This is a genomic window from Methanoculleus sp. UBA208, from assembly GCF_002498065.1.
Taxonomy (GTDB): Archaea; Halobacteriota; Methanomicrobia; order Methanomicrobiales; family Methanoculleaceae; genus Methanoculleus.
Genome location: NZ_DAFZ01000095.1, coordinates 47,714 through 70,362, shown reverse-complemented (window position 1 = coordinate 70,362; position 22,649 = coordinate 47,714). Strand labels below are relative to the sequence as shown.

General features: G+C 62.6%; 18 protein-coding genes, 1 tRNA gene and 1 pseudogene. 6 read left to right on the top strand and 14 right to left on the bottom strand.

What is annotated here, in order from left to right; genetic code table 11:
- Positions 1–319: 319 nt before the first annotated feature.
- Entirely contained in the window at positions 320–1,498 is a 1,179-nt protein-coding gene (pscS, locus tag BRA62_RS10075) for an O-phospho-L-seryl-tRNA:Cys-tRNA synthase (RefSeq protein WP_292366437.1), read from the bottom strand.
- Positions 1,495–1,677, bottom strand: coding sequence for a hypothetical protein (locus BRA62_RS10070; protein ID WP_048112783.1), 183 nt, complete (start codon positions 1,675–1,677; stop codon positions 1,495–1,497). The genes pscS and BRA62_RS10070 overlap by 4 nt, the downstream gene beginning before the upstream one ends.
- A gap of 130 nt (positions 1,678–1,807) precedes the next feature.
- Here BRA62_RS10070 and BRA62_RS10065 point away from each other — a divergent pair, with 130 nt between their 5' ends.
- Genes BRA62_RS10065 through BRA62_RS10050 form a run of 4 tightly spaced genes read left to right on the top strand, consistent with a single transcriptional unit; the run spans position 1,808 to position 8,741 of the window.
- Positions 1,808–2,968, top strand: coding sequence for a metallophosphoesterase family protein (locus BRA62_RS10065; RefSeq protein WP_292366436.1), 1,161 nt, complete (start codon positions 1,808–1,810; stop codon positions 2,966–2,968).
- Complete coding sequence (locus tag BRA62_RS10060) at positions 2,955–6,128, top strand: AAA family ATPase (protein ID WP_292366435.1); 3,174 nt, start codon at positions 2,955–2,957, stop codon at positions 6,126–6,128. The genes BRA62_RS10065 and BRA62_RS10060 overlap by 14 nt, the downstream gene beginning before the upstream one ends.
- The gene (locus tag BRA62_RS10055; protein ID WP_292366434.1) at positions 6,125–7,165 is read left to right on the top strand and encodes a DNA double-strand break repair nuclease NurA; all 1,041 of its coding nucleotides are present in this window, start codon (positions 6,125–6,127) and stop codon (positions 7,163–7,165) included. Before BRA62_RS10060 ends, BRA62_RS10055 begins: the two co-directional genes overlap by 4 nt.
- A complete protein-coding gene (locus BRA62_RS10050) occupies positions 7,143–8,741 on the top strand; it encodes an ATP-binding protein (protein ID WP_292366433.1) in 1,599 nt (532 codons plus the stop codon). Before BRA62_RS10055 ends, BRA62_RS10050 begins: the two co-directional genes overlap by 23 nt.
- An 88-nt stretch (positions 8,742–8,829) precedes the next feature.
- On the opposite strand, the gene BRA62_RS10045 is transcribed toward BRA62_RS10050, so the two are convergent.
- Entirely contained in the window at positions 8,830–9,339 is a 510-nt protein-coding gene (locus BRA62_RS10045; protein ID WP_292366432.1) for a nucleotide-binding protein, read from the bottom strand.
- Positions 9,340–9,350: 11 nt separating this feature from the next.
- A complete protein-coding gene (locus tag BRA62_RS10040) occupies positions 9,351–10,223 on the bottom strand; it encodes a formate/nitrite transporter family protein (RefSeq protein ID WP_292366431.1) in 873 nt (290 codons plus the stop codon).
- Positions 10,224–11,187: 964 nt separating this feature from the next.
- On the opposite strand from BRA62_RS10040, the gene BRA62_RS10035 reads away from it, so the two are divergent.
- A complete protein-coding gene (locus BRA62_RS10035) occupies positions 11,188–13,080 on the top strand; it encodes a chloride channel protein (RefSeq protein WP_292366430.1) in 1,893 nt (630 codons plus the stop codon).
- A gap of 10 nt (positions 13,081–13,090) precedes the next feature.
- Here the strand turns inward: BRA62_RS10035 and BRA62_RS10030 are convergent, their stop codons facing one another.
- From BRA62_RS10030 to BRA62_RS09995, 8 genes and pseudogenes are all read right to left on the bottom strand, one after another.
- The gene (locus BRA62_RS10030) at positions 13,091–14,356 is read right to left on the bottom strand and encodes a Coenzyme F420 hydrogenase/dehydrogenase, beta subunit C-terminal domain (RefSeq protein ID WP_292366429.1); all 1,266 of its coding nucleotides are present in this window, start codon (positions 14,354–14,356) and stop codon (positions 13,091–13,093) included.
- A 3-nt stretch (positions 14,357–14,359) separates the two neighbouring features.
- Entirely contained in the window at positions 14,360–16,420 is a 2,061-nt protein-coding gene (gene fdhF, locus BRA62_RS10025) for a formate dehydrogenase subunit alpha (RefSeq protein WP_292366428.1), read from the bottom strand.
- Positions 16,421–16,513: 93 nt separating this feature from the next.
- The gene (locus BRA62_RS10020) at positions 16,514–17,128 is read right to left on the bottom strand and encodes a hypothetical protein (RefSeq protein ID WP_292366427.1); all 615 of its coding nucleotides are present in this window, start codon (positions 17,126–17,128) and stop codon (positions 16,514–16,516) included.
- A gap of 203 nt (positions 17,129–17,331) precedes the next feature.
- Positions 17,332–17,751, bottom strand: a pseudogene (locus tag BRA62_RS12840) (hypothetical protein); the annotation flags it as partial.
- A 36-nt stretch (positions 17,752–17,787) separates the two neighbouring features.
- Complete coding sequence (locus BRA62_RS10010; RefSeq protein WP_292366425.1) at positions 17,788–18,651, bottom strand: DNA-methyltransferase; 864 nt, start codon at positions 18,649–18,651, stop codon at positions 17,788–17,790.
- 58 nt (positions 18,652–18,709) lie between these two features.
- Positions 18,710–19,210: a hypothetical protein gene (locus tag BRA62_RS10005; RefSeq protein ID WP_292366424.1), complete on the bottom strand. Its 501-nt coding sequence runs from the start codon at positions 19,208–19,210 to the stop codon at positions 18,710–18,712.
- Positions 19,211–19,251: 41 nt separating this feature from the next.
- Positions 19,252–19,324, bottom strand: a tRNA-Thr gene (locus tag BRA62_RS10000).
- 51 nt (positions 19,325–19,375) lie between these two features.
- A complete protein-coding gene (locus BRA62_RS09995) occupies positions 19,376–19,648 on the bottom strand; it encodes a DUF504 domain-containing protein (RefSeq protein ID WP_292366423.1) in 273 nt (90 codons plus the stop codon).
- A gap of 125 nt (positions 19,649–19,773) precedes the next feature.
- On the opposite strand from BRA62_RS09995, the gene mmp10 reads away from it, so the two are divergent.
- Positions 19,774–21,000, top strand: coding sequence for a methyl coenzyme M reductase-arginine methyltransferase Mmp10 (gene mmp10 / locus BRA62_RS09990; protein WP_292366439.1), 1,227 nt, complete (start codon positions 19,774–19,776; stop codon positions 20,998–21,000).
- Here the strand turns inward: mmp10 and BRA62_RS09985 are convergent.
- Together BRA62_RS09985 and BRA62_RS09980 are read right to left on the bottom strand one after the other, a co-directional pair.
- Positions 20,988–21,563 (bottom strand): type 1 glutamine amidotransferase, encoded by a 576-nt coding sequence (locus BRA62_RS09985; protein WP_292366422.1) that lies wholly within the window; start codon positions 21,561–21,563, stop codon positions 20,988–20,990. The genes mmp10 and BRA62_RS09985 overlap by 13 nt on opposite strands.
- Positions 21,560–22,240, bottom strand: a complete 681-nt coding sequence (locus tag BRA62_RS09980; RefSeq protein ID WP_292366421.1) for a diphthine--ammonia ligase — start codon at positions 22,238–22,240, stop codon at positions 21,560–21,562. The genes BRA62_RS09985 and BRA62_RS09980 overlap by 4 nt, the downstream gene beginning before the upstream one ends.
- Positions 22,241–22,649: the final 409 nt, after the last annotated feature.

The following is a 22,649-nucleotide window of genomic DNA, read 5'->3' as shown; positions in this document are numbered from 1 at the left end:
CTCGTGCTCCTGTCGTCCCGACAGTCGCACACCCCCGTGGCGATAAACGATGCGTGCCCGAAGGGCAGGCTGAGTTCGAGCACCAAAGGTGCGAGTCTCCCACGGTCCAGTGTACTGGTTTTGCCCCCGTTCTTATCTGTTCAACAGGTGTAGTGACACAGCCGGGACGCTTAATTTTCGTCATCTCTAACTTGATGGGCATTTACTTGGTTCCAGACTTGAAGCCTGGTTGCTACCCCAAAAAATCTCTGGGAATGATAACTGCGATAGACGCCCCGGCCCGCACGCACCCGCTCAAAAAAGAATTCCGAGGTCTCCTTCAGACTATATTCAGCCCGTTCTCCCGCGCAATCTCGACAAACGACTCCCCGACGTGCCGGATCTGCTTCTCCGTCAGCCCGAAGGTGTTGAACTTCCAGACCCTGGTGGAGCCGGGGATGACGCCGGTGATGCCCCGCTTTTTTAACTCGCTCGATAGGAAGTAGCCGCGTTTCTTGTGCTGCTCTGCCACCTTATCGAAGGACTCGCGGGTATCGATCCGGGTCAGGGTGTGCTGCCGCGGGTAGTCGGAGAGCACCTTCGTCCCCTCGATGGAGAGGAGGGCGTCCGTGACCGCCTGCGAATGCGCCACCTCGGTATCCCAGTGCTTCACACGCTCTTTGACGTGGGGGAACGAGGCCATCATCCCAACGACGGTGACGCCCATCAGGGTGCAGCCCATCATCTCGACCTCTTTTATCCCGAACGTCCGGCCGGTGACGTCTCCCTTCGCCTGCGTCGTCCTGAATACCCGCTGTGCGTGCTCGTTCGTCGTCGCGAGGAGGCCCGATGGCGCCGGGGCCGCCATACTCTTGTGGCCCGACCCGACCACGAAGTCGGCACCGAGCGCTTTGCCGTCGACGGGCATGATCCCGACCGAGTAGGCCCCATTGACGAGGACCGGGATGTCGTACTGGTGGGCGACCTTTATGATGCCCGCGACGTCGTGGACGTTCCCGAACTGGTAGTCGACGTGGTCGATGAAGAGCAGGGGCGGCGTCTTCGAGAACTCCCGGATCACCGCCTCGATCTTCTCTGCGGCGGCGTCGGGGGTGATATGGTTCTTCGCATCCTTCGGGATCTCACGCGGAATTCCGCCCGCTTCCTCGACCGCCACGAACTCGGTGTAGTGGGCGAGCGCCGTGACGATGACCGGGTCACCTTTCTCCACGTATGTGCTCGCGACCGCCTGGAACCCCCGGCGCGCTCCCGGCACCACCCGCACCGCGTCCATATTCAGCCACGCGGCGAGGTCCGCGTGGAACTGCGCGATGGGTGGCTTCTTGATGTAGTCGAGCCTGAAGGGGCTCAGGCAGTTGTCACAGACCGAGTAACCGTCCCCGTACGCTATCGCCGCCTTCATGGCATCGACGGTGAGCCGCCCGCCCGCCTGGATGGGATCGATGTTGATGTACATCTCCTCGACGTCGCGGGACTCGATATCGACCGCGCACTTCACCGTACCAACTCCTCTTCGAGGATTGCAACCTGCCGTTTCACCTTCTCGAGGGTTGTTGCGGCGCGCTCCTTCTGGCCCGCGTCGAGGTCATGCCCGGGAGCGGTCTCCCGGAGCAGGAACCGGACGTCGGAGAGGAGGAATAGTGCCTGAAAAACTGCATCAACGGCTCTTTTTGACACGAGATCACCATACAAATATCAGTGGAGATATATTAGATTACGCGTATTCCGGACACCGGTTCGGTGCCGGATACATTCACACCGCGCAGATCAGGCATTTATACTCAAGCGACACGGAGACTAATTGGGCATGAAGATCGTTCACCTGGCAGACACACATCTCGGGTTATCGGCTTTTAACCGGGTTGATCCGGAGACCGGGATGAACCTGCGCGAACAACTCATCTACGACAATTTCCTTGCCGCCGTCGACCGGATCATCGCCTTACGGCCCGATGCGCTCGTCCACGCGGGCGATCTCTTCCACCAGGTCAAGCCGAAGACCCGCGCCTACACGACGGCACTCGACGCCCTCTCCCGCCTGCACGATGCGGGGATCCCGGTGCTCGTGGTCGCGGGCAACCACAGCATGGCCAAGACCCGGTACACGGCGTCGCCGTTCGAGGTGCTCGAGCGGGGCGGCTACGCTGCAGGCGACCTCTACGTCGCCCACCACAACCGCTACCGGCGGGTGGAACTGGGGGACACGGTCTTTCACCTGATACCGAATATGCTCGAGGCGGAAGGCTACCGGAGGGCGTTCGAGGGGCTCGAGTTCTCCGGCGGCACGAACGTGCTCGTCACTCACGGTCTTGCAAGCATCTTAAAGGACAAACGGCTGCACACCGTCGCCGAGCACGAGCTGGATGCGACCATCCTCTCCGACCGGTTCGACTACATCGCGCTCGGCCACTTCCACGGCCAGGTGCAGGTCGCCGACAACGCCTGGTACAGCGGATCGCTCGAACACTGCAATTACGGGGAGATCGCGGAGGAGAAGGGCGGCCTCGCCGTAGACCTCGCATCCGGGGAGGTCGAGCATATCGACCTCCCGCGCACGCCGATGTTCAGCCTCGGCCGGATCAACTGCGACGGGCTCTCGGCCAGAGAGGTCGTGGACGGCATCCTCGATGCCGCCGAGAACCACGGGAAGAAGCTTCACCACGCGATCTGCCAGGTCACGCTCGACGGGATACGCCGCGATACGCTCCGCGCGCTCGACCAGAAGGCGCTCCAGGATATCAGGAACCGTGCGCTGGACCTCAAGCTGCAGGTGCTGGCCGTCGACGATCCGTCCCGGATCTTCTACGAGGACTCGCTTGTCGGCCTCGACTACGTTGCCGAGTTCGAACAGTTCGTGGAGAAGGAGCACCTCGCTCCCGGCGACGAGGAGTTCGTGAAGAAGAGCGGGACGGAGGTTCTCCGGTCGGTCATCGCGCGCCATAAAGAGGGAGAGCGTGCTGCTGAATAAACTCCGGATGCGCAACTTCAAGCGCTTCCGCGACCAGGAGATCGTGTTTCAGGACGGTATCACGGGGATCGTCGGGAACAACGGGACAGGTAAGAGCAGCATCGTCTCCGCCGTCCTCTTCGCCCTCTATGGCCTGCAGGGCACCGGGCTCGACGGGGATTATGTCGTCAGTTCCTTTGCGGGACCGCAGGATGTCTGCGAGGTTCGCCTGGACTTCTCGGTCGGCGGCAACGAGTATGCCGTCATCCGCAAATTCAAACGCCGGCCCTCCTCAACCCTTCACGAGGCAAACCTCTACCTGAACCAGAAACTCCTCGCAAGCAGCGTCCAAAAGGTGGGGCAGGAGGTGCAGCGGATCGTCGGCATGGGCCCGGGCGATTTCCGCAACACCATCTACGCCGGGCAGAAGGAACTCCTTGCCCTGCTCGAGACCCGTGCCGGATCCCGGAAGGACTGGTTCATGCAGGTGCTGGGCATCGATTACCTCAAGAAGGACAGCATGGAGCACCTCAAGTCGATCATCGATGCCCGGGAAGGGAGCTGCCGCGAGCTCTCCGGCCGGCTCCAGGAACTGGATGCCGAAGGGGTTCGCGCCCGCCTTGCGGCGCTCCGCACGGATCTCGCCGGGGCGGAGGAGGAGGCAAAGAAGGCCCTGGGGAGAGGGAAGGCTGCCGCGGAGGGGCTCGATGGTGCGCGCACGGAGCGCGACCGGCTACTCTCCGTGCGCGAGCGCTACCTGCACCTTGCACGGGAAGAAGAAGTGCTCGCAGCCGAGATCGAGCGGCTCCGCACTGAGTGCCGGGAAACGGAGGAGGAGATAGCCGAACGTCAACGGCTGCAGAGCGAACTCGAAGGACTCGCCCTCCTTGCCGACCGCTACGAGGCCCTGAAAGCCGAAACGGCCGCGATGGCCCGGGAGAAGGAGCTCGCCGACCGCCTGAGCCTCGAAGCGAACGCTGCGGAGGAGCGGGTCAGGGAGTACGGCGAGCGCCGCACGAAGGTCGAGGCGGAACTCGCCGCGCTTGCAGAGGACGAAAAGGCGGTTGCCGGTCTCGAACGAGACGTCGCTGAGTGGCAGAGCCTCCGCGATCGCATCGCTGCGATGAAAGCACTCCAGCCGGAGTACGATGCCCTCCGCGAAGAACTCACGCGCATGGACGAGCGGTTCGCCCAGATCGAGCGGCGTGTCGGGGAGAACCGGACGGAGATCGAGAAGATCGAGGAGAAGGCCGGGCGTCTCCGCGCGCTTGAAGAGGAACTCGGGGGTTACGACACCCTTCTGGCCCGCGAAGAGGTGTTTCTCCGGGCCCAGGAGCTTGCCCGCCAGGAGGAGCGGTGCCTGCGGGAGGTCGACGCGGCTTTTGAAGAGATGAGTTCCCTCGAGAGCGAGATTGCCGGGCTTGCCCGGCAGCTTGCCGGGATGGATTCCATCGAAGAGCAGATCAAATCCGCGGAGAGCCGAAAAGACTACCTGACCTCGCGAATCAGTGCGTGCGCTGAGCGGCAGGAGGCGATCCGCGAGGAGATCCGAAGGCTTGCCGAACACCGGGCGGAGATCCTTGCCGCCGGCCCGGAGGGATCGTGCCCGACGTGCCACCAGGGCCTCGGCGACCATTACGAGGAACTGGTCGGCGATCTTGCAGATGCCGCCGCGGCGATGCAGAAGACGCTCGCCGATCTAGAGGGCGAGCATGCGAGGGCGACCGCCGACCGCGAGAGCCTCGCCGCCGCGCTGAAGGATCTTTACGGGCAGCGCACCGCCTCGCAGCGCTTAAAAGAGCAGCACGCGCTTTATTCGTCCAGGTACGAGCAGAGCGCGAGCGTCGGAGAGCGGTGGCGGGCCGAGGCGGAGGGGCACCGTGCGGCGATGCGGGCGCTCGGGGTGGAGGAGTACGACCCGGAGGCACACGCCGCGCTCAAAGAGCGGATCCGTGCTCTCTCCGAGAAACGGGCGGCGGCCGATACCCTCCGGGGCGAATGCAGCCGCCTCCCCTCCCTCCAGGAGGAACGTCAGCGGCTCATCGGCGACGTCGAGGACTACCTCACCCGCAAAGAGGAACTTGAAGCGAAGGTATCGCGGCTCGGGTTCGACCCGGCGGCCCTGCAGCGGTTGGAAGCCGAGGCGCAGGCGCTCGAGCCGTCTTACCGGGCTTACGCGGAAGCACAGGCCCGGCTTCTGCGGCGGCCGGCGCTGGAAGAGGAACTGCAGGGCATCTCCGCACGAATCGACGACCTTCGGGAGAGGCTGCAGGCAATCCGGGACGAACTCGCCCGGCTCTCGTTCGACCCCGACCGGTTCGCACGCCAGAGCGAGGAGTGCGGGCGTGCCGAAACAGCGCACCGGAGAGCGTTCGAACTCCGCGTCCGCCTTGAAGAAGTCCCGAGGCTGGTCGAGGCGCTGGAGGCGAAGCGGACCCTCCTCGCGACCAGGGAGGCCGAACTGCTCCGGGTCGGGGAGGCCGTCGAGGAACTCGGGTTTACCGAAGAGGCGGTCACGGCGGCAGAGGGGCGGGTCGCGAACTGCGAACGGGACCTCGCGGCGGCGCGGGAGCAGAGATCCGCCGTTGCTTTCCGGATAAACAGCCTTAAGATGGATATCGAGAAAGAGATCGGGAGACTCTCGCGTGCGGCCGACCTCGTCAGGAATCAGGAGGCGCTCACCGAGGAGATCGGGCGGCTGAAACTGACCCGGTCGCTGATCAAAGAGTATGCCGATTACCTCCTTCAGGTGGTCAGGGACCGGATCGAGGAGGAGGCGGGGAGGGTGCTTGCGGAGATCACCGACGGGCGCTACGGCACGGTGATGCTGGACGACGACTTTACCGTCCTCGTCCACGACATGGGGGACGACTACCCGGCCGACCGGTTCAGCGGCGGCGAACAGGACGATATCGCCATCGCTCTCCGGGTGGCGCTCTCGCGGTTCCTCGCCGAGGTGAACGAGGTGCATGACTCCACGTTCCTGATCTTCGACGAGATCTTCGGGAGCCAGGATGAGGGGCGGCGGAATAACCTTCTCCGGGCGCTCCGGACCCAGGAGGCCCACTTCCCCCAGATCCTCCTGATATCCCACATAACCGAGGTTCAGGACGAGTTCTCGACGACGCTGATGGTCGAGATGGGCACAGACCAGGCAAGCAGGGTCAGGGAGTTCGAATGACCGATCCGAATACCGTTTACCGGGACGCGATCCGGCGGATCACAGGCCGAATCCGCGAGTACGCCCCGCCGGACCTTGCCGGGCGGTTCGCGGCCGCCGGCGAGTTTAATACATCATCCTACCGCCGTTGCCGACCCAGGTTCGACGGGGCAGTCTGCGCGGTGGACGGGAGCAACACCGTCATCCTCGATGCAGGCAGTTTTGCCGTTGCCGGCGTCCGGGCATCGGTCAGCTCGTATGCGGACGGTTCGCGCCTCCACCACCGGACGACGCCTCTCCACATCGTCACGGTCAACCCGGGAACGGGGAACGAGGACTTCGACGAGATCTATCACGACTGCTTCCACTGCACCCCGAAGGTGCACCTCGACCACGACGACCCGGTCCGGAACACCGCCGTCATACGGGATACCCTTGAGTTCTGGGCGGCGACGGAGATGGCCGCGGAGCTCGATGCCGGCGACCTCATCGTCCTGGACGGCACGCTCCAGGTCCGCCACGCAAGCCACGACGAGGTCGTCGAGAAACTCCTGAACCTCTGCAACCTCCGGGGGGTGCTGATCGCCGCGGTGACGAAACGGACGTCGCTCACCTGGGGCGGGGGATACCCGATCGTCCCGGCGGCGGAAGGGCTTGCACGCGACCTCGGCGTCCCCGGACCCTGGTACCTCTGCGTCTCCGCCGCCGACGGCCTGATCGACCGGCGGGAGACACGCACCTGGAAGCAGCGGGGCGAGCAGTACGTCGCCCGGCTGCACCCGCGGGCAGAGCGGGCGTTCAAGGTCGAGATCCCGACATTCTACAGCCCGGAGATGGTCGAACGGGTCTTCTCGGCGCTCGCGGCCTACGCCGACGACGGGAGGGTGGCAGGCTACCCGTACCCGCTCCTGGACGCCCACCTCACCACCAAGATCGGGAAGGATGCGGTCGAGCAGGTCCGCCAGGACATCATCCGGGACATGGACCGGCTCGGCATGAGCCTTGTCGACTACACCGGCATCTTTGGTGACTATCATGACGAGTTTGACCGATATTGACGGCGACGACGCCTCGAAATACCGGCTGATCGGTGACCGGGTGCTCGGTTACCGGTTTGCCGTCCCCCACGATGCGGAACTCTATCTCGGGGACGTGCTGAAGATCACGGACAGTGTCAAAGGGCTGACGTTCTTTGCGAAGGTGAACGACCTCCTCCACGACTGCAACTTCTCCGACCCGAAGTGGGACACGCGCCCCCATACCGAGCACTTCTACGGGATCGGGGAGAATGTCTTCATCCTCGTCGAGGCAACGCCGCTCGGGTACGTAGGGGAAGACGGCACCTTCCGCAAACCCCGGACGCTCCCCGCGAAGTTCTCCCGCGTCGAGCGCCCGGAGTCGCGCGATTTCGCGTTCCTCGCGCAGGTGATGGGCGAGATCGAGGTCGGCGTGATGAAGACCGGCCAGGGCGTCTTGAAGGACGTCAGGGTGGCGCTCCACGCGCAGGTGATGCGCCAGCACATGGGCGTCTTTGCAACGACCGGCATGGGGAAGAGCAACTTCATGAAGGTCTTCTGTGCCTCCTGCATGCAGGCCAGGGCGTTCGGGCTCCTCATCGTGGACCCGCACGGCGAGTACGTGGCGGGAGGGCGGTCCTCAAGCGGAGAGGCCACCCAGGGACTCCTGCACTACCAGGCAGGCCGGGACGGGCTCGCGGTCTTCTCCACCCGGCCGGAGCCGTTCAAGCGAAAATACCTCTTAGACGATCTCTACCTGGATTATGACGATTTCAGGACACCTGATCTCCTCCTCCTCTATGAGCACTCCCAGCCCCAACGCGAGGTCGTGGAGATGCTCGAGAGCACGCCCGGTTCCGACGTGATCGACTTCTTCCAGAACACCGACTTCGCGACCTTCGATGCCGAGACCTACAGCGGCCGGCACCCCCGGATTGCCCGGGACTTAAAGAACTTCTCGCCAAGCACGCTCTCGGTGATGCAGCGGCGCATCACGGGCATGATGAACCGGAACCGGGGCTTCTTCCGGAGGCAGGGCTCCTCGATCCCCGACATCCTGAAAGCGCTCCACGAGAACAAGGTCGTCCTGATCGATATCCCGGGGATGAGCGAGCAGAGCGAACTCTTCGTCCTCTCGATCATAACGCGCAGGATCATGCGCAGCCACCAGGGCGAGGAGGCCGGGGGCGGGGAGGAGCCCAGACAGGTGTTGATCACCATCGAGGAGGCACAGCGGGTGCTGGGCTCAGGGCTCGGGAGCACCAGAACCTTCCGGGAGGCGGCGATGGAAGGGCGGAAGTTCGGCGTGGGGCTCTGCGTGGTCACCCAGCAACCGAAGAACATCGATGCGCGCGTCCTTGCCCAACTGAACACCTTCGTGGTGATGGGACTCTCCGACCGGGGCGACCGCGACATTATCGCAAGCAGCGCAAAACAGGATCTCTCACGTCTGGACACCGAGATTCAGACGCTTGAGGCGGGAGAAGCAGTCATCAGCACCATCGGGATCCCGTTCCCGGTGAGTACCAGGATCCATCTCTTCGAGGACTACGTCCGGGACCTCAACGGAAGGCCTAGAGCGAGGCCGATAGACGACGGGCTCGACAACGCATTTTAACGGCAACGCACGAAGGTGATTTGGGCAGGAAACCCTTCCGTTTCCGCCGGTCCCTTCACTGAACTGCTTGGCGCTCCCCGGGGGAGCGTCAGGATTGCTGACTGTTCTCGACTTTGCGTATGGAGACGCAGTTGATGACCGCATCCCCGGACAGGATGTAGCGTTTGACGACGGTTCCAAGTACTTCGACCACGTCGCCCTTCTGCACGTCTTCAGGGGGCGAGGTGAACATCTTGACCGATATCTCACCTGTCCGGTCGGCGACGAGGTACTGCGGCCGGTTGAGGAGCTGGAAATACGTCCGCTCGACGACGCCCTTTATACGCACCGGTTCGCCGATCATGCTCAGGTTGATCGCCCGGATTCTGACGCTCTTTGCTTCCTGTTCATACATCGGCACCAGTGATGCATACTGTTTCTGGCTCATGTAGTTGAGCGTTGCCGGGATGATCAGGAGTAGGGCGAGGATCGGAATTCCCCAGATCAGGATCGACGTATCTCCCGTGGCAATAACCGTACCGAGTAAAATAATTGTGAAGATACCAAAAACGGCCAGAGACATGACCGATATCTTCACATTGATGTTTCCGATTTTCATCTGGTATCTCTTTACTTGAGTGCCGCAATCTCCTTCCGGAAGGCGACCCAGTAGAGCACACCGACGAAGAGCATACCGCCGATGATGTTGCCGATGGTTGCCCCGATGATGTTGTTGGTCCACATCGTCACCCAGTTCAGGCCTTCCAGTTTGGCGAGACCGATCTCGGTGATCTGGTCTGGGCTCAGGTAGCCCTTGGTCAGGAGACCTGCGGGGATGAAGTACATGTTTGCGACACAGTGCTCGAATCCGGTGGCAACGAAGGCCATGATCGGGAACCAGATTCCGAAGAACTTGCCGATCAGGTCGTCGGCACAGATACCCAGCAGGATGGCCAGGTTGACGAGCCAGTTACAGGCGATTGCCTTGAGAAGGAGCGACCACTGTCCCATCATGCTGACATAGGATACCTTTCCGAGCGCGATGTTCACGGCGGTGAGACCGAAAGCGTTGACGGTCGCGGCGCCCGTTGCGCTGAAGGTTGTCAGCGGCCCGTTGGCCATGATATACGCGAACACGATCGAACCGATAAGGTTGCCGATGTATACCCAGATCCACAAATTGATCACGCTTGCCCAACTGACCTTGTGGACGAACGCTGCCATAGGGGCGAGCATCGCATCGCCGGTAAAGAGTTCCGCACCGGTCAGAACGATGATGATAAGCCCCACAGGGAAGACAGAACCGAGAATCAGTTTTGCAAAGCCGGCACCGAGGAATGCTGCCACACCGGTACTACAAACCGTTGCAAGGGCAGCGCCCATGGCAATATATGCTCCCGCCATGAATCCACGGAGGATCATATTCCATATCGGCAGGCCGATCTTATACTTCCCGGCATCACCCGCTTTTGCTACGATAGCAACTGGAGGATGGAATACCATTTTTCATACACCTCTCTAAACGTCCTACCTATACCATCAAGTAATCCGAATGGATAGGTCTAATTAATCAGTAATTTGAGATTGCTATTAATAGGTTTCGAAATGATCGCTACGCGCGGTGAGTACAGCCCAAACTCAGGCGTTTATCATTGCCGCGAGTTAATTGCCATAGTTAAACATGAAGAATCGATAAACGATGCATTTACTTTTGTTTTTGAGAGCACGCGGAATATAGGTGATTTCAGGGAGTTAATTGGGCGAGTGTGTGGGAGCGGGCGCGCAGATTTCCCGATCTCCACCCATATTTATGCCGGGGCAACGAACGCCCGGTAAAATCACCTTAGATACCTGCGCGTCGGGGTGTGCTTCAGGAATGGGTGTGTGAACCAGATTAACGACGAGTTTTTGGGAAAACAACCCGTTTGCTTCAATTGCCCAAGTCGGCCCAACTCCGAACAGGGTTCCTCTTCAAACAGTTTTAAGGGTCCTGTGGCACCCTCCCCGCCGGGGGTGCGCTCTGTCTCTCCGGGGGTCCGGTCCCGGCAGCCGTCACCGGGGACGGCGAATGCAATGCGGGCTTTCGTGGACCGCCCCTTCCCTGAGGGGCGGCCATTCGTTCCTCCCGGGACGGGTGCCTTCGATTGTGGCCGGCTGCAAACCGCCATCCGGTGCCACGCTCCTCCCGGTGAGAGAAGTATACCGGACCTCTGGCGGCTGTGAATCCGCCCCTGCTGTCAACAACCATCCTCCCCGGATAACGCGGGCCATAGGAGCATTGTCGGGCTTCTGGTGGTGAACGGTACCTGGACACGGGGAGATACCGCCGAGGAGCGATGGCGATGGGGAGAGGTAAAAGGAAGTACCGCACCGGGACGTCCTGCGGTGATGCGCAACCCTGTACCGTTACTGCCGGTAAAAGTCAACCACTTTAAATAAGTGTTAAACAAATTTATATCATAACTTCATGCAGATCGAGGAAACCGTCACTCCCTACAGGAGGATCATACTTATCGCCATCATCGTCGGGCTCATCTCCGGCATCGGCGCTCTGCTCTTTTTCGAAGGATTGAAATTAGGAACAGCGTTTTTCATGGAAGGCATCGTCGGGTTCCATCTCCCGAAGGAAGGGCAGGCTCTTCAGGATATCAGCCAATGGGCCCCTCCCGATCACCTCTGGATGATTCTTCCCGTCATCTGTTTCGGAGGACTCCTCTCCGGCCTCCTGGTCTACACCCTTGCCCCGGAAGCGGAAGGTCACGGAACCGATGCGGCAATAAAGGCGTTTCATGGAGAAGGGCGGGTACGCTGGCGCGTCCCCCTCGTCAAAGCGGTCACTGCCGTCCTGACCATCTCGACAGGGGGGAGCGCCGGGCGTGAAGGGCCGACTGCACAGATGTCGGCCGGTTTCGGTTCGATCGCCGCCGATCTTTTAGGCCTCTCCGCCCGTGAGCGGAGGCTTGCTATCGCCACCGGTGTCGGCGCCGGAATCGGCACGATCTTCATGGCGCCTCTCGGAGGGGCAATCCTTGCTGCGGAGATCCTCTATAAACAGGACTTCGAAGCCGAAGCGATCGTTCCCGCTTTCCTCGCCTCTGTCATCGGATATGCCATCTTCGGTCTCGTTGAAGGTTTCGAATCGGTCTTCGGCCCCTGGCCAACCTCCTGGAACGTCTACCAGGTCCCTCTCTTCGTTCTCCTCGGCGTGGTCTCGACTGCAGTCGGCCTGATTTACATAAACACCTTCTATGGCACAAACAGGATTTTTAAAGATATATTCAGCCGCCTGAACCTTCCGAATCACTTCAAACCCCTCGCAGGAGCGTTCCTCACCGGCATGTTCGTTCTTGCTCTCGCGGTTCTCTCTCCCGAAGCGGCAATCGTCGGCCTCGGCAGCCTCGGAACCGGATACGGGTTCACGCAACTCGCGCTGTATAACATGCTCCCGCTCGGGGTGCTGCTTTTCCTTCCGTTTGCAAAGATCCTGACGACATCGCTCACCATCGGCTCCGGGGGGAGCGGCGGCGTCTTCGCGCCGGGGCTGGTGATCGGCGGGGCGACGGGAGGCGCCTTCGGCTCCCTGCTACACCTCGCGCTCCCCGGGATCGTGCCCGTCGAATCGGTGCCGGTCTTCGTCGTCGTCGGGATGATCGCTCTCTTCGGCGCGATCTCCCACGCACCGATCGCGGTCATGATCATGGTCGTGGAGATGACCGGCGACTTCTCCCTGCTCGTCCCGGCGATGGGTGCCGTCTCGGTGGCGGTCCTCCTCATCGGTCAGTCCACTATCTTCCGTGAGCAGGTGCTGAACCGGTCCAAATCGGCCGCTCATCGCGACGAGTATATGATAGAGATACTTCAGGATATTCATGTGAGCGACATTATGGTGCCCCGCGACCGTATCGCCGCCGTATCGCCCGATGATACCACCGGGAGGGTGCTCCGCCTGATCGACGAGACGCTGCATACCGGGTTTCCGGTGCTCGATGGGGAAGGGAAACTCGTCGGCATAATCGCTCTCGACGATATCAGAGATCACCGGATAAACGGCGAACATGACATACTGGTGGAGGACGTCATGAGTTCACGGGTGTTCACCGTGCATCCTGCCTGTACGCTACGTGAGGCTCTGGATCTGATGACCGAACACGATATCCATCACCTGCCCGTCGTCCCGGCGGAGGACCCGAGGACACTCTCGGGATTTGTCACCCGAACGGACGTCATGAAGGCCTATGTCAGGAGAGCGTCGCAGTTAGGGGGAAAACACCGCCTTACCGGGAACAGCACCCTGATCGGACCGGGTGCGGCATCCGAAAACAGCCCCGACGGGAAAAAAGGGCCGATAGTGGAGGGGTGAGCGCCCCGGATCAGCGGAAGATGTCGAAGATCTGGTCGCTCCCCGTAGCCTCGAGGCGCTTTCTCTCCGCCGTCTCTTCGACCAGGGCCAGCACCGGCGGGGTCATATCCTCGCCCGGGTGGAACCCAAAGAGTCTCTCGAGATCGGTCTGAATGGCATGGAGGAAGACAGAATTCGAGATTTCGACGGGGCAGAGTTCCTCGCACTGGCCGCAGTTGACGCAGGAGTCGGAGATGTGCGCAAACCGGATCAGGTGGAACATGAACGGCGGCGGGATCACGCCGGGCTCGACCAGGTAGTCCTTCTTCGTGCTGCAGTCGATGCAGTAGCAGATCGGGCAGTTCTCGATGCAGGAGTAGCACTTGATGCACCGGCTCGTCTGCTCCCTGATTTTGTTCAGGCGCTCCGTGCCCTCGCCGAGCGCCCCGAAGTATCGTTCCCGCCATTTGTCACCGAGTTTCAGCATCGCGTTCTCGACCTTGCCGCGGATCTCGATCCCCTTCGGGTTCGCAGGCTCGGTGGCGACCGCCCCGGCTTTTGCGGCGGCGTTGAGGAGGTTTGCGCCCTTCTCGGAGCAGACCTCGACAAACGTGGCGTTGCCGGCCTTATCGCCGATGACACCCCAGTTGCCGCAGGCGAGGTCCGCCTGGCGCGGGATCTTGATCTTGCACCGCCGGCAGTTGCTCCGGCGGCCGAGGCCCTCGTTCCCGAGGAGATCTTCCGATCCCTCTTCGAGTTCGTCGATCGAAACGGAGGCGTGCTCGCCGTCCTTCGTGATGACGATGAACTTTCCTTTGTCGATCTCCTCCTTGACGACCGAATCGGGGTCGAGGCCGAGCTTCTCGCGGACGATGATCCGCGCCGTCTCCGGCCGGATAGTGCCGCCGCAGTTGAGGCCGATGACGATGATGTTGTCCAGGTTGACCTGGCCGCGCTTGGCCATCTCGTAGATCGCCTTGACGTCGCAGCCTTTGAGGACGGTGGCGATCCTCATGTTCGGCTCGGTGGAAAGAAGACAGCGGCGCATCTGCTTTGGGAGAAGCAGGGTGCCGCAGTGGAGCGATCCTGCGATCCCCCCGATCTCGGCGGGGTCGGTGATCAGTGCCGGAACCGCGTCGTAGACGTCCGCGCCTTTCCTGACCGCAAAGACCGCGTCGACCATACCGCTCTCGAGGGCGTGGCGCAGCAGCGCGGTGACCGCACCGCCCGTTTCCGCTCTCTCCCGGAGTTCGTCGTCAGTCGTCCACGCGTAGAGTAAATCGCCTTTTCCTGCCATATCTCACACCTCCTCGATCTTCTCGACTTTCACGGCACAGGCCTTGAACTCGGGGATTTTGGCGATTGGGTCGAGCGCGTTGTGGGTCAGTCGGTTCGCCGGGTGCTCCTTGTAGTGGAACGGGATGAACGTGACGCCCCTGATGATCTCAGGGGTGACCCGTGCGGGGATCTCGACGGACCCTCGGCGGGTGCTCGCCCGGACGACCTCTTCGTCCTTGATCCCGAGTTCTTTCGCGTCCTCGGGGTTGATCTCGATCCAGCCGATGGGCGCCTCCTTCTCAAGGCTCCATGACCGGCGGGTCATGGTACCGGTGTGCCACTGCCAGAGCGTACGGCCGGTCGTGAGCACGTAGGGGTACTCGTCGTCCGGCACCTCGGCGGGCGGCTTCCACTCGATCGGTGAGAAGACCCCGAGACCATCGGGCATGGCGAACCTCTCCCGGTGGAGGATCGGCGTTCCCGGGTGCTCTTCGGTCGGGCAGGGCCAGTGCAGGCCGTCAGGGTCAAGGCGGGCGTAGGACATGCCGTGGTAGGACGGCGTGACGGCGGCGACCTCGTTGAAGATCTCCTCGGCGCTCTGATAGGGGAACTGCTTCGCGTAGCCCATCTTCGCAGCGAGTTCGCTGATGATCTTCCAGTCTTCCTTCGCCTCCCCCGGCGGGTCCTGGGCTTTCTTCCAGCGCTGGACCCGCCGTTCGGTGTTCGTCTGGGTGCCGTCCTTCTCCGCGTAGCATGCCGCAGGCAGAACGACGTCGGCGAAGTTGGCTGTCTCGGTCAGGAAGATGTCCTGGACGACCAGGAACTCGAGGTTCCTGACCCCCTCCTCGACGTGGTGCAGGTCGGGGTCGGAGAGCATCGGGTTCTCGCCCATGATGTACATCGCTTTGAGTTCGCCGGGCTTGTCGGCAAGGACGTTGACCATCTCAGTGACAGTGTAGCCGACCCTGCCCTCGGCGATATCCTCGACGCCCCACATCTCCTTCATCTTCTTCTGGGCCGCCTCGTCGGTGACCTTCTGGTAGCCGGAGTAGACGTTCGGGAGGGCTCCCATGTCACAGGCGCCCTGGACATTGTTCTGGCCGCGAAGCGGGTTGACGCCGCCACCGGGCTTGCCCATGTTGCCGGTGAGCATCATCAGGTTGGCGGTGGATTTGACGTTATCGACGCCGACGGTGTGCTGGGTGATGCCCATTGAGTAGATGAGCGTGGCGACGTCAGCCGTTGCAATCCACTCGGCGGCGGTCCGGAGGCTCTCGACCGGGATACCGGAGACCTTCGAGACGTTTTCAAGGCTGTAGTCATCCTTCATGACGACTTCCTTGAGTTTCTCGAAGTCCTTCGTGCGACTCGCGATGAACTTCTTGTCCTCCCAGCCGTTTTTGATGATCTCCTGCATCAGGCCGTTCAAGATGGCCACATCGGTGCCCGATATGAACGGCATGTAGAGGTCTGCCTGCTTCGCGGTCGGGGTGAGGCGCGGGTCGGCCACGATCACCTTCCCGCCGCCCTCCCTTGCGCGGATGATGCTCCGCGCGATCAGCGGGTGCTGCTCGAAGGTGTTGGACCCGAGGACGAAGACGCATTTCGACTCCGAGATGTCCCTGATCGAGTTGGTCATCGCGCCGGACCCGAAGACCGCCGCGAGTCCCGCGACGGTGGATGAGTGGCAGAGCCGGGCGCAATGGTCGACATGCGGGGTCTTGAGCGCCACCCGCGCAAACTTCTGCATCAGGTAGTTCTCTTCATTCGATGTCCGGGCGGAGGAGAGGCAGGCCGTCTCCTCGGGTTTGTAGGAACCGAACTTCTCCGCGATCAGGCCGTAGGCTTCGTCCCAGGTCGCCTCGACAAACTCGCCGTCCTTCTTGATGAGCGGTTTTGTGAGGCGGTCGGGGCTGTTAATGAACTCGTGGGCATAGCGCCCTTTGGGGCAGAGTTTGCCCCCGTTGACGGGTGCGCGCTGCCAGTGCGCCACGTCAAAGACCTTGCCGTCGCGGACGACGAGGTTGAACCCGCACCCGGTGCCGCAGTACGGGCATGTCGTCGATACGTACTTTATTTCCATCATTCTCCCTCTGGCAGGGACTACATACCGCCCGTATTATATAATAGGCTTGGTCAAGGCGGATTTTTTGAGGAATACCAGTGGGGACCTATGTCACGGTACGCCCTGGATCACCAGCGCCGCCGCGAGCGTGACGAGGCCCGCCGCCGAGAGCGGCAGGGTGTAGTTTCGCACGACCGCGGAGAAGTCGTCGCCGGTCGTGCGTTTGAGCAGCCAGAAGAAGGGATCGCTCACGTAGGAGAACATGAACGCCCCTGCGGAGACCATGAGCACCAGGGCGAGCGGGTCGATCGCCGCGACGGCCGGGATCGTGGCGAGGATGGCGGCGGTGACGGCCGCGGTGACAACCCTCGAGCCCTGCGCCGCCTGCACCAGGGCGGCGATGACGAACGGGAGGAGCGTTACGGGGAGGAATCCGAGTACCAGCGCGGTCACGTCCGCAGAGAACGTGCTTGCGGCGATGACGCCGCCGAACGCCCCGGCACCGGCGAGGTCGAAGATGATGATCCCGGCGTTCTTCGTCCCGCGTGCAAGGGCCCGCTCCCGGACGTCGGCGGGAACGGTGGCAAGGGCGGCAAAGAGGCCTGCAAGGAGCGCCAGGTTGATGTTTGCGAGAGCGTGGAACTGCGGGACGAAAGACCCGACTGCGAGCACCCCAACGATGACGAGGAACGGCAGCCAGGCACGAAGGTCCCCCCCGGCCGCCATCGTTTCCTCCGTCTCTTCGGCCGGGGGGTGCGGGCCCGCAGGGCGAGAAGGAGCCCGGCGAGGAGAAGGAGGGAGAGGGGGAGGGCGATGAGGTCGATATCCCAGGGCTCGCCGGAGAAGAGACCGGGTGTCGTCACGGTGGAGTAGACGACGGGAGCGGGATACAGGAGCACGTAGGAGATCATCCCGGCGACGCCGGCGCAGTAGAGGAGAATTTTCGACGCCTGCCGGTCGGGATGGAGGTGCGTGAGAATGGGGGCGAGGATGACGAACGAGGTGATGCCGCACATCAGGGGGACGGAGAGGAGGTAGCCGGCCGCTCCCGCCGTGGCGAGGGGGCGGCGCACCAGGCCCCGGATATCGGCGACGATCTTCTCTACCCGGCCGCTCTCGCGGAGGACCTGGGCGATGCCGACCCCGCAGAAGATGACGATCCCGAGGATGGAGAAGATCCTGCCGGCGCCGCCCGTGATTGCCGCAACGAGCGTCTCCGCCGGCATGCCGGCAAGAAGGCCGAAGAGAACGGACGTCCCGACAAGGGTGAGGAACGGAGGGAGGCGATGCCTGAGCGACGCGACGGTGATCGCCACAAGGGCGACGGCGAAGGGGATGAGGGTCTCCATCAGTCTCTCGTTAGGGGTTCTGGGATATAATACCCGTCAGATCTTTTCTTTCTCGCGACGCGCTTCGGCGATCCGGCTCTCTGCGATCTGGCGGTACTCCGGGTCGATCTCGAACCCGATGTAGTCCGCGCCGAGGGCGATCGCCGCAAGCGCCGTGTTCCCGATGCCCATGAAGGGGTCGAGGACGAGCATTCCGGGCCGGCAGCCGTGGAGCCGGATGCACATCCGGGGGAGTTTCTCGGGGAAACTGGTCGGGTGGGGCCGGGAGGAGCGGATCGTCCGGTAGGGGATGAACCAGGTGTTCCCCCGGTCGCGGAGGTCGCGCTCCGCTGCTTTCCAGCGGCCGATGTTGCTCTTGTCCTGGTAGGGCACGCCAACGCCCAGTTTGTCGAGAGCCACGTCGCCCTTCTTCGTGAAGTGGAAGATGTGCTCGTGGCACTGGCTCAGGTAGCGGGCGCTGTTTACAGGCTGGTAGTGGCCGACGGCGATGTCGCCGGCGATGTTTTCGTAACCGCCCACGTCTTTCTTCTCGATCGCGATCGATTTGACCCAGTGAATGACGTTCTGCAGTTCGAAGTGAGGGCGGAACCGCTGGACGACGTCGAAGGGGATCCAGGGGTCCCGGGGTTTGCCGCCGATGTTGAGGAAGAACGAGCCGTCGTCGGCAAGGACCCGCGCCGCTCCGGCGGCGACCTCCCCGATCCAGTCGAGGTAGTCCTCGCGGGGCTTTTTGTCGTCGTAGGAGTTGTAATCCTTCCCGATGTTGTAGGGCGGCGACGTGACGATGATCTCGACAGAGCCCGCCGGGAGGCGCCGCATTCCCTCGATGCAGTCCATGGTATGGATGGTGTTGACGGCAAGCCCGCCGGGTCCGGGTGTCTCTCTCTCCTCTTCTGCCACTCCGATCACTTATGGGTTCGCGGTCCCGGGCAAAAAAGGTGAACGAACCGGGAGGGTGTCAGGGTCTTTCGTCCTCGCCGAGCACCTTCTGCCGCGTCCGTTCGAGCGCGTCGACGAAGTCCTCGACCTCGTAGGGGTTGAGCCCCTCCGAGCCTTCAGGTTCGAGGCGCACGACCTCAAGAAGCGCGTCTTTGAGGATCTCGAGGCGGCTCTCCGGGGGAAGGATGATCTCGAACCGGCGGAAGATGCGGTCGGAGATGCAGACGAACTCGCCGTGGAGGGAGGCGAACGTCAGGATCTCGTCTGCGGCAGGGACATCCGCCTGGTCCACTTCGACCTCCAGGACCGCAGGCGTATCGGCGCTTTCCTCTGCAAAACAGCGGGCGACCCTGATCTTCGTGGCGACTCCCTCCGGTTCCGGCCGGATATTCTCCCGGGAGAATAATATAGTTTTATGCCGGGACAGGTTGCCCGGCGGACAGTCCTGCCGGCATCGGGTATGGCCGGCAAGGAATCCTCCCGGGACAGCGGGGTAATTATGGGATGCTGAACGTAGCATGGAATTAAACGAAGCCCAAAGGATTTGAACCAAAAAGCGAAAGCCCCAGCCGAGATTTGAACTCGGGACCTGCTGATTACAAGTCAGCCGCTCTGCCAGCTAAGCCACTGGGGCATACCTTATATCGTGGGCTGTCTGCGGTAAAAAAGATGGCGCCGGTTCTCCTCATGCTTCCCCGGCATCCCCCGGTCGATCGCCATACTGCCACATGATTTCGCCATCATAAAGTATCCGCCGGACCCGGTGATACGGAATACACGCCACGTGCGTCCCGGCGTCCACCTCCAGGTACTGCGCATCGAGCGCGAGGACCCGGTCGCCCCGAACCGTCGAGCGGTCGCCGGGTGCTCCTCTGTCGACGTACTCGACCTCGACCCGCGAGAAGTCGTAGCCGGGGTCGTGATAGAACCGGAGCAGCAGCCGGTGGCTCGTCCGCATAGTTATCCCCGGCTACCTCGCCCCGCCGGAGCATAAAGATGCAGGGTGTCCCGTTCGGCCGCGAGATGACGACCGCGGTCGGGTCTGCAACGTTCATAACAAAGGAGCACAGAAGTACCAGCAGGATGTCGCACCTCACCGTCGATCTCGGAGGCCGGCCCGGCCTCGACTGCCGGGGATTCTGTTCGTACTGCTACTTCAAACACGTCAAGGGGGAGACCTCGTTCGGCTGCAGGTACTGCCTCCCCTTCCAGAAAGGCTGCGACTACTGCACCCGGGGCGTACGTGAGGGGTACTCGGGGTTCAAGGACCTCCGGACCGTCGCCGACGAGACGCTCGCGAACCTCCAGATGATGAGCGACGATGTCGACCGGATCACCATCAGCGGCGGCGGCGACCCGAGCTGCTACCCGGAGTTCAGCGACCTCGTCGAACTGCTCGGCAGCATGGAGGTGCCGCTCCATATCGGCTACACCAGCGGCAAGGGGTTCGACGACCCGGCCGTCGCCGACCACCTCATCGATAACGGCCTCTCCGAGGTCTCCTACACCGTCTTCGCCGCCGATCCCGACCTCCGGCGGCAATGGATGCACGACCCGACGCCGGAAGCCTCGCTCGCGGTCCTCGACCGGCTCTGCGGTGCAATCGACGTCTACGCCGCGGCGGTCGTCATCCCCGGCGTCAACGACGGCGAAATCCTTGAGCAGACCTGCGCGTGGCTGGAGGAGCGGGGCGCAAAAGGGCTGATCCTGATGCGGTTTGCGAACCGGACCGACCAGGGGCTTATCCTCGGCAACGCTCCCCTCATCGAGGGGCAGCAGGTCCACACCGTCGACGAGTTCCACGATATCGTCACCGACCTGAACGACCGGTTCTCGATGAAGATCAGCGGGACCCCGCTCGGCGACCCCTCGACCGGGTCGCCGTTTGCGATCCTCCACGAGCCCGACCTCTTGAAGAAACTCCCCCGGGTCCGGAAGCGTGCGACGGTGATCACCGGGAGCGTCGCGGCCCCCTTCATCCAGCGGATCCTCTCGATCCGCGGCTCGACATCGAGGGTCGTCAGGGTCAGAAAGGAGATAGCCTGCCTCATCACCGCCGACGACCTCACCGGGGTGGACCTGGCGAAACTCGAGGACGTCGTGATCCTCCCCGGGCGGGCGTTCGTCCACGACGCTGAGGCCCAGGAGATCCTCTCCGCCGACGGCGTCGACCGCGAGGTGGTTCGCGGGCCAGAGATGCTGACGGCCGACGCGGAGATGAGCATGGGCATGACCCGGACGGAAGTGCTCGATAAGGAGATGGAAGGATTCGCAGCCCTGATCAACACAATCAACCGCTACGGCCGGTAACGGGCGGTCTCTACCAGCCCGAGGAACCGCTCGATAATCCACTCGTTCCTGGCCTCCGGGTGGAAGAGAAGGCCGTAGAGAGGAAACGAGCGGTGCCGGATCGCCTGGACGCATTGGTCGGAGGCGGCGAGGGATACGAACGTATCCGGCACCCGCGCGGCGTATTCGTGCAGTTCGTATGCGGAAAAGCCTTCCTCCCCGGCAAAGAGGGGGTCGGGCGCGAGCACCTCCACGTCAGTCATGCCGATCTCACAGCACGGTTCGGTGCCGGCGCCGAAAGCCGCCGCGAGGGCCCGCATGCCGGAAGATATGCCGAGCACCGGGCGCTCGAACGAGAGGAGCCACCGGAACTGTTCCGGGTGCCCGGAAAACCCGGTGTCCCGGAGCGCCGTCCCGCAGAGGATCGCCGCATCAGCGGCCTCGACCTCCGGTGCGCCGACGGCGGTGTAGTGGCGGGTGAAGAACGGAGCTCCGATCTTGCGGAGAAGCCGTTCGACCGGCCCGACGAACTCGTCCCGGGAGAGCGAGCCGTCCCGATAGCAGAGGTCGACGACCAGGATCATTTCGCCACCAGCCCCGCCCGCTCGATCCGGAGAACGCCGTTGTAGTTCCGGTAGTCTCTTGATGCCTCCTCGATCGCGACACGCCGGGAGAAGAAGGGGGCGTCGACGACAAACGTCTCGAACTCCCCTCCTTCGCCGGTGAGGGTGATCCGGTACTTCCGGGCGATCTCCCGGAGTTCGTCGAGGGTGCGGCGGTCGATCTCCCTCCCGAGCCAGGATGCGTCGAAGGGGCTGGAGAAGACGCCCACGATGACGACCCGGAATCCCGCGTCGATGAGTTCTTCCATGTAGGCCTCCTGATCCGGGCTCCAGAGCGGGTTGAAGCACCAGAGGCCCAGTTCACGGCAGACCCGCTGGACCCTGGCTGCCTGGTAGACTGAGAGAACCGCCCCGGTGACGACTCCTTCGATCCCGAACTGCTCCCGGGCGACAAGAAGAGCCCGCTTCAGGTCCAGGAGCTCTTCCTCCTTCTCCCCCGCCGTCTCCACCTCCACGAGCGGGAGCCCTGCCGCCTCGGCCTGCAGTGCGGCGAGGCGGATGTTCGGGGTGTGGAACATGTAACTCTCGGGGTTCCGAGAGATGACCGTAATCAGGCAGACTACTTCTTCCTGCTGCATCGCTTTCCAGCAGGCGAACGTGGAGTCTTTCCCGCCGGAGAAGAGCACGCCGAGTTTCATGATCGTTCCCGTATCTGTTCTCTTCCGGGCACGATAACCCCTGCGGCGGCGGCGGCGGAAGAGGGCTGGTGGCAAAAGGCAGGGGTTGGAGTCCCGTATCGGGCAGCGGAGGGATTATCGGGCGCCGCCGCCCGGAGAGGATCAGGATTATATGCTGTCGGATCTTCACCCGGTATGAGCACCCGCGGTGTATCAGGAGGGCTCACTATGGCAGAGAACAGCCAGCATCCGGAAGAACAGATCGAAGTGGTGGTTGATTGCATCCTGGTAAACTACCGGGGGGATCCCGAGTCGCGGGCCGGATTGTCCACGCGATCCTTGAGTGGGCAGAGGAGCACCCGGACGAGTGGGACGAACTGCAGGCACGCTGCCAGCAACGTCACGAAGCGCTGGCGTAAGCCTCCCGGAC

Bases quoted from the DNA above. Each gene is read 5' to 3' on its own strand.
- BRA62_RS10065 (WP_292366436.1), top strand. From the start codon at position 1,808: ATGAAGATCGTTCACCTGGCAGACACACATCTCGGGTTATCGGCTTTT.
- BRA62_RS10055 (WP_292366434.1), top strand. From the start codon at position 6,125: ATGACCGATCCGAATACCGTTTACCGGGACGCGATCCGGCGGATCACA.
- BRA62_RS10050 (WP_292366433.1), top strand. From the start codon at position 7,143: ATGACGAGTTTGACCGATATTGACGGCGACGACGCCTCGAAATACCGG.
- BRA62_RS10045 (WP_292366432.1), bottom strand. From the start codon at position 9,339: ATGAAAATCGGAAACATCAATGTGAAGATATCGGTCATGTCTCTGGCC.
- BRA62_RS10040 (WP_292366431.1), bottom strand. From the start codon at position 10,223: ATGGTATTCCATCCTCCAGTTGCTATCGTAGCAAAAGCGGGTGATGCC.
- BRA62_RS10035 (WP_292366430.1), top strand. From the start codon at position 11,188: ATGCAGATCGAGGAAACCGTCACTCCCTACAGGAGGATCATACTTATC.
- BRA62_RS10030 (WP_292366429.1), bottom strand. From the start codon at position 14,356: ATGGCAGGAAAAGGCGATTTACTCTACGCGTGGACGACTGACGACGAA.
- fdhF (WP_292366428.1), bottom strand. From the start codon at position 16,420: ATGGAAATAAAGTACGTATCGACGACATGCCCGTACTGCGGCACCGGG.
- BRA62_RS10020 (WP_292366427.1), bottom strand. From the start codon at position 17,128: ATGGCGGCCGGGGGGGACCTTCGTGCCTGGCTGCCGTTCCTCGTCATC.
- BRA62_RS10005 (WP_292366424.1), bottom strand. From the start codon at position 19,210: ATGCTACGTTCAGCATCCCATAATTACCCCGCTGTCCCGGGAGGATTC.
- BRA62_RS09995 (WP_292366423.1), bottom strand. From the start codon at position 19,648: ATGCGGACGAGCCACCGGCTGCTGCTCCGGTTCTATCACGACCCCGGC.
- mmp10 (WP_292366439.1), top strand. From the start codon at position 19,774: ATGTCGCACCTCACCGTCGATCTCGGAGGCCGGCCCGGCCTCGACTGC.
- BRA62_RS09985 (WP_292366422.1), bottom strand. From the start codon at position 21,563: ATGATCCTGGTCGTCGACCTCTGCTATCGGGACGGCTCGCTCTCCCGG.
- BRA62_RS09980 (WP_292366421.1), bottom strand. From the start codon at position 22,240: ATGAAACTCGGCGTGCTCTTCTCCGGCGGGAAAGACTCCACGTTCGCC.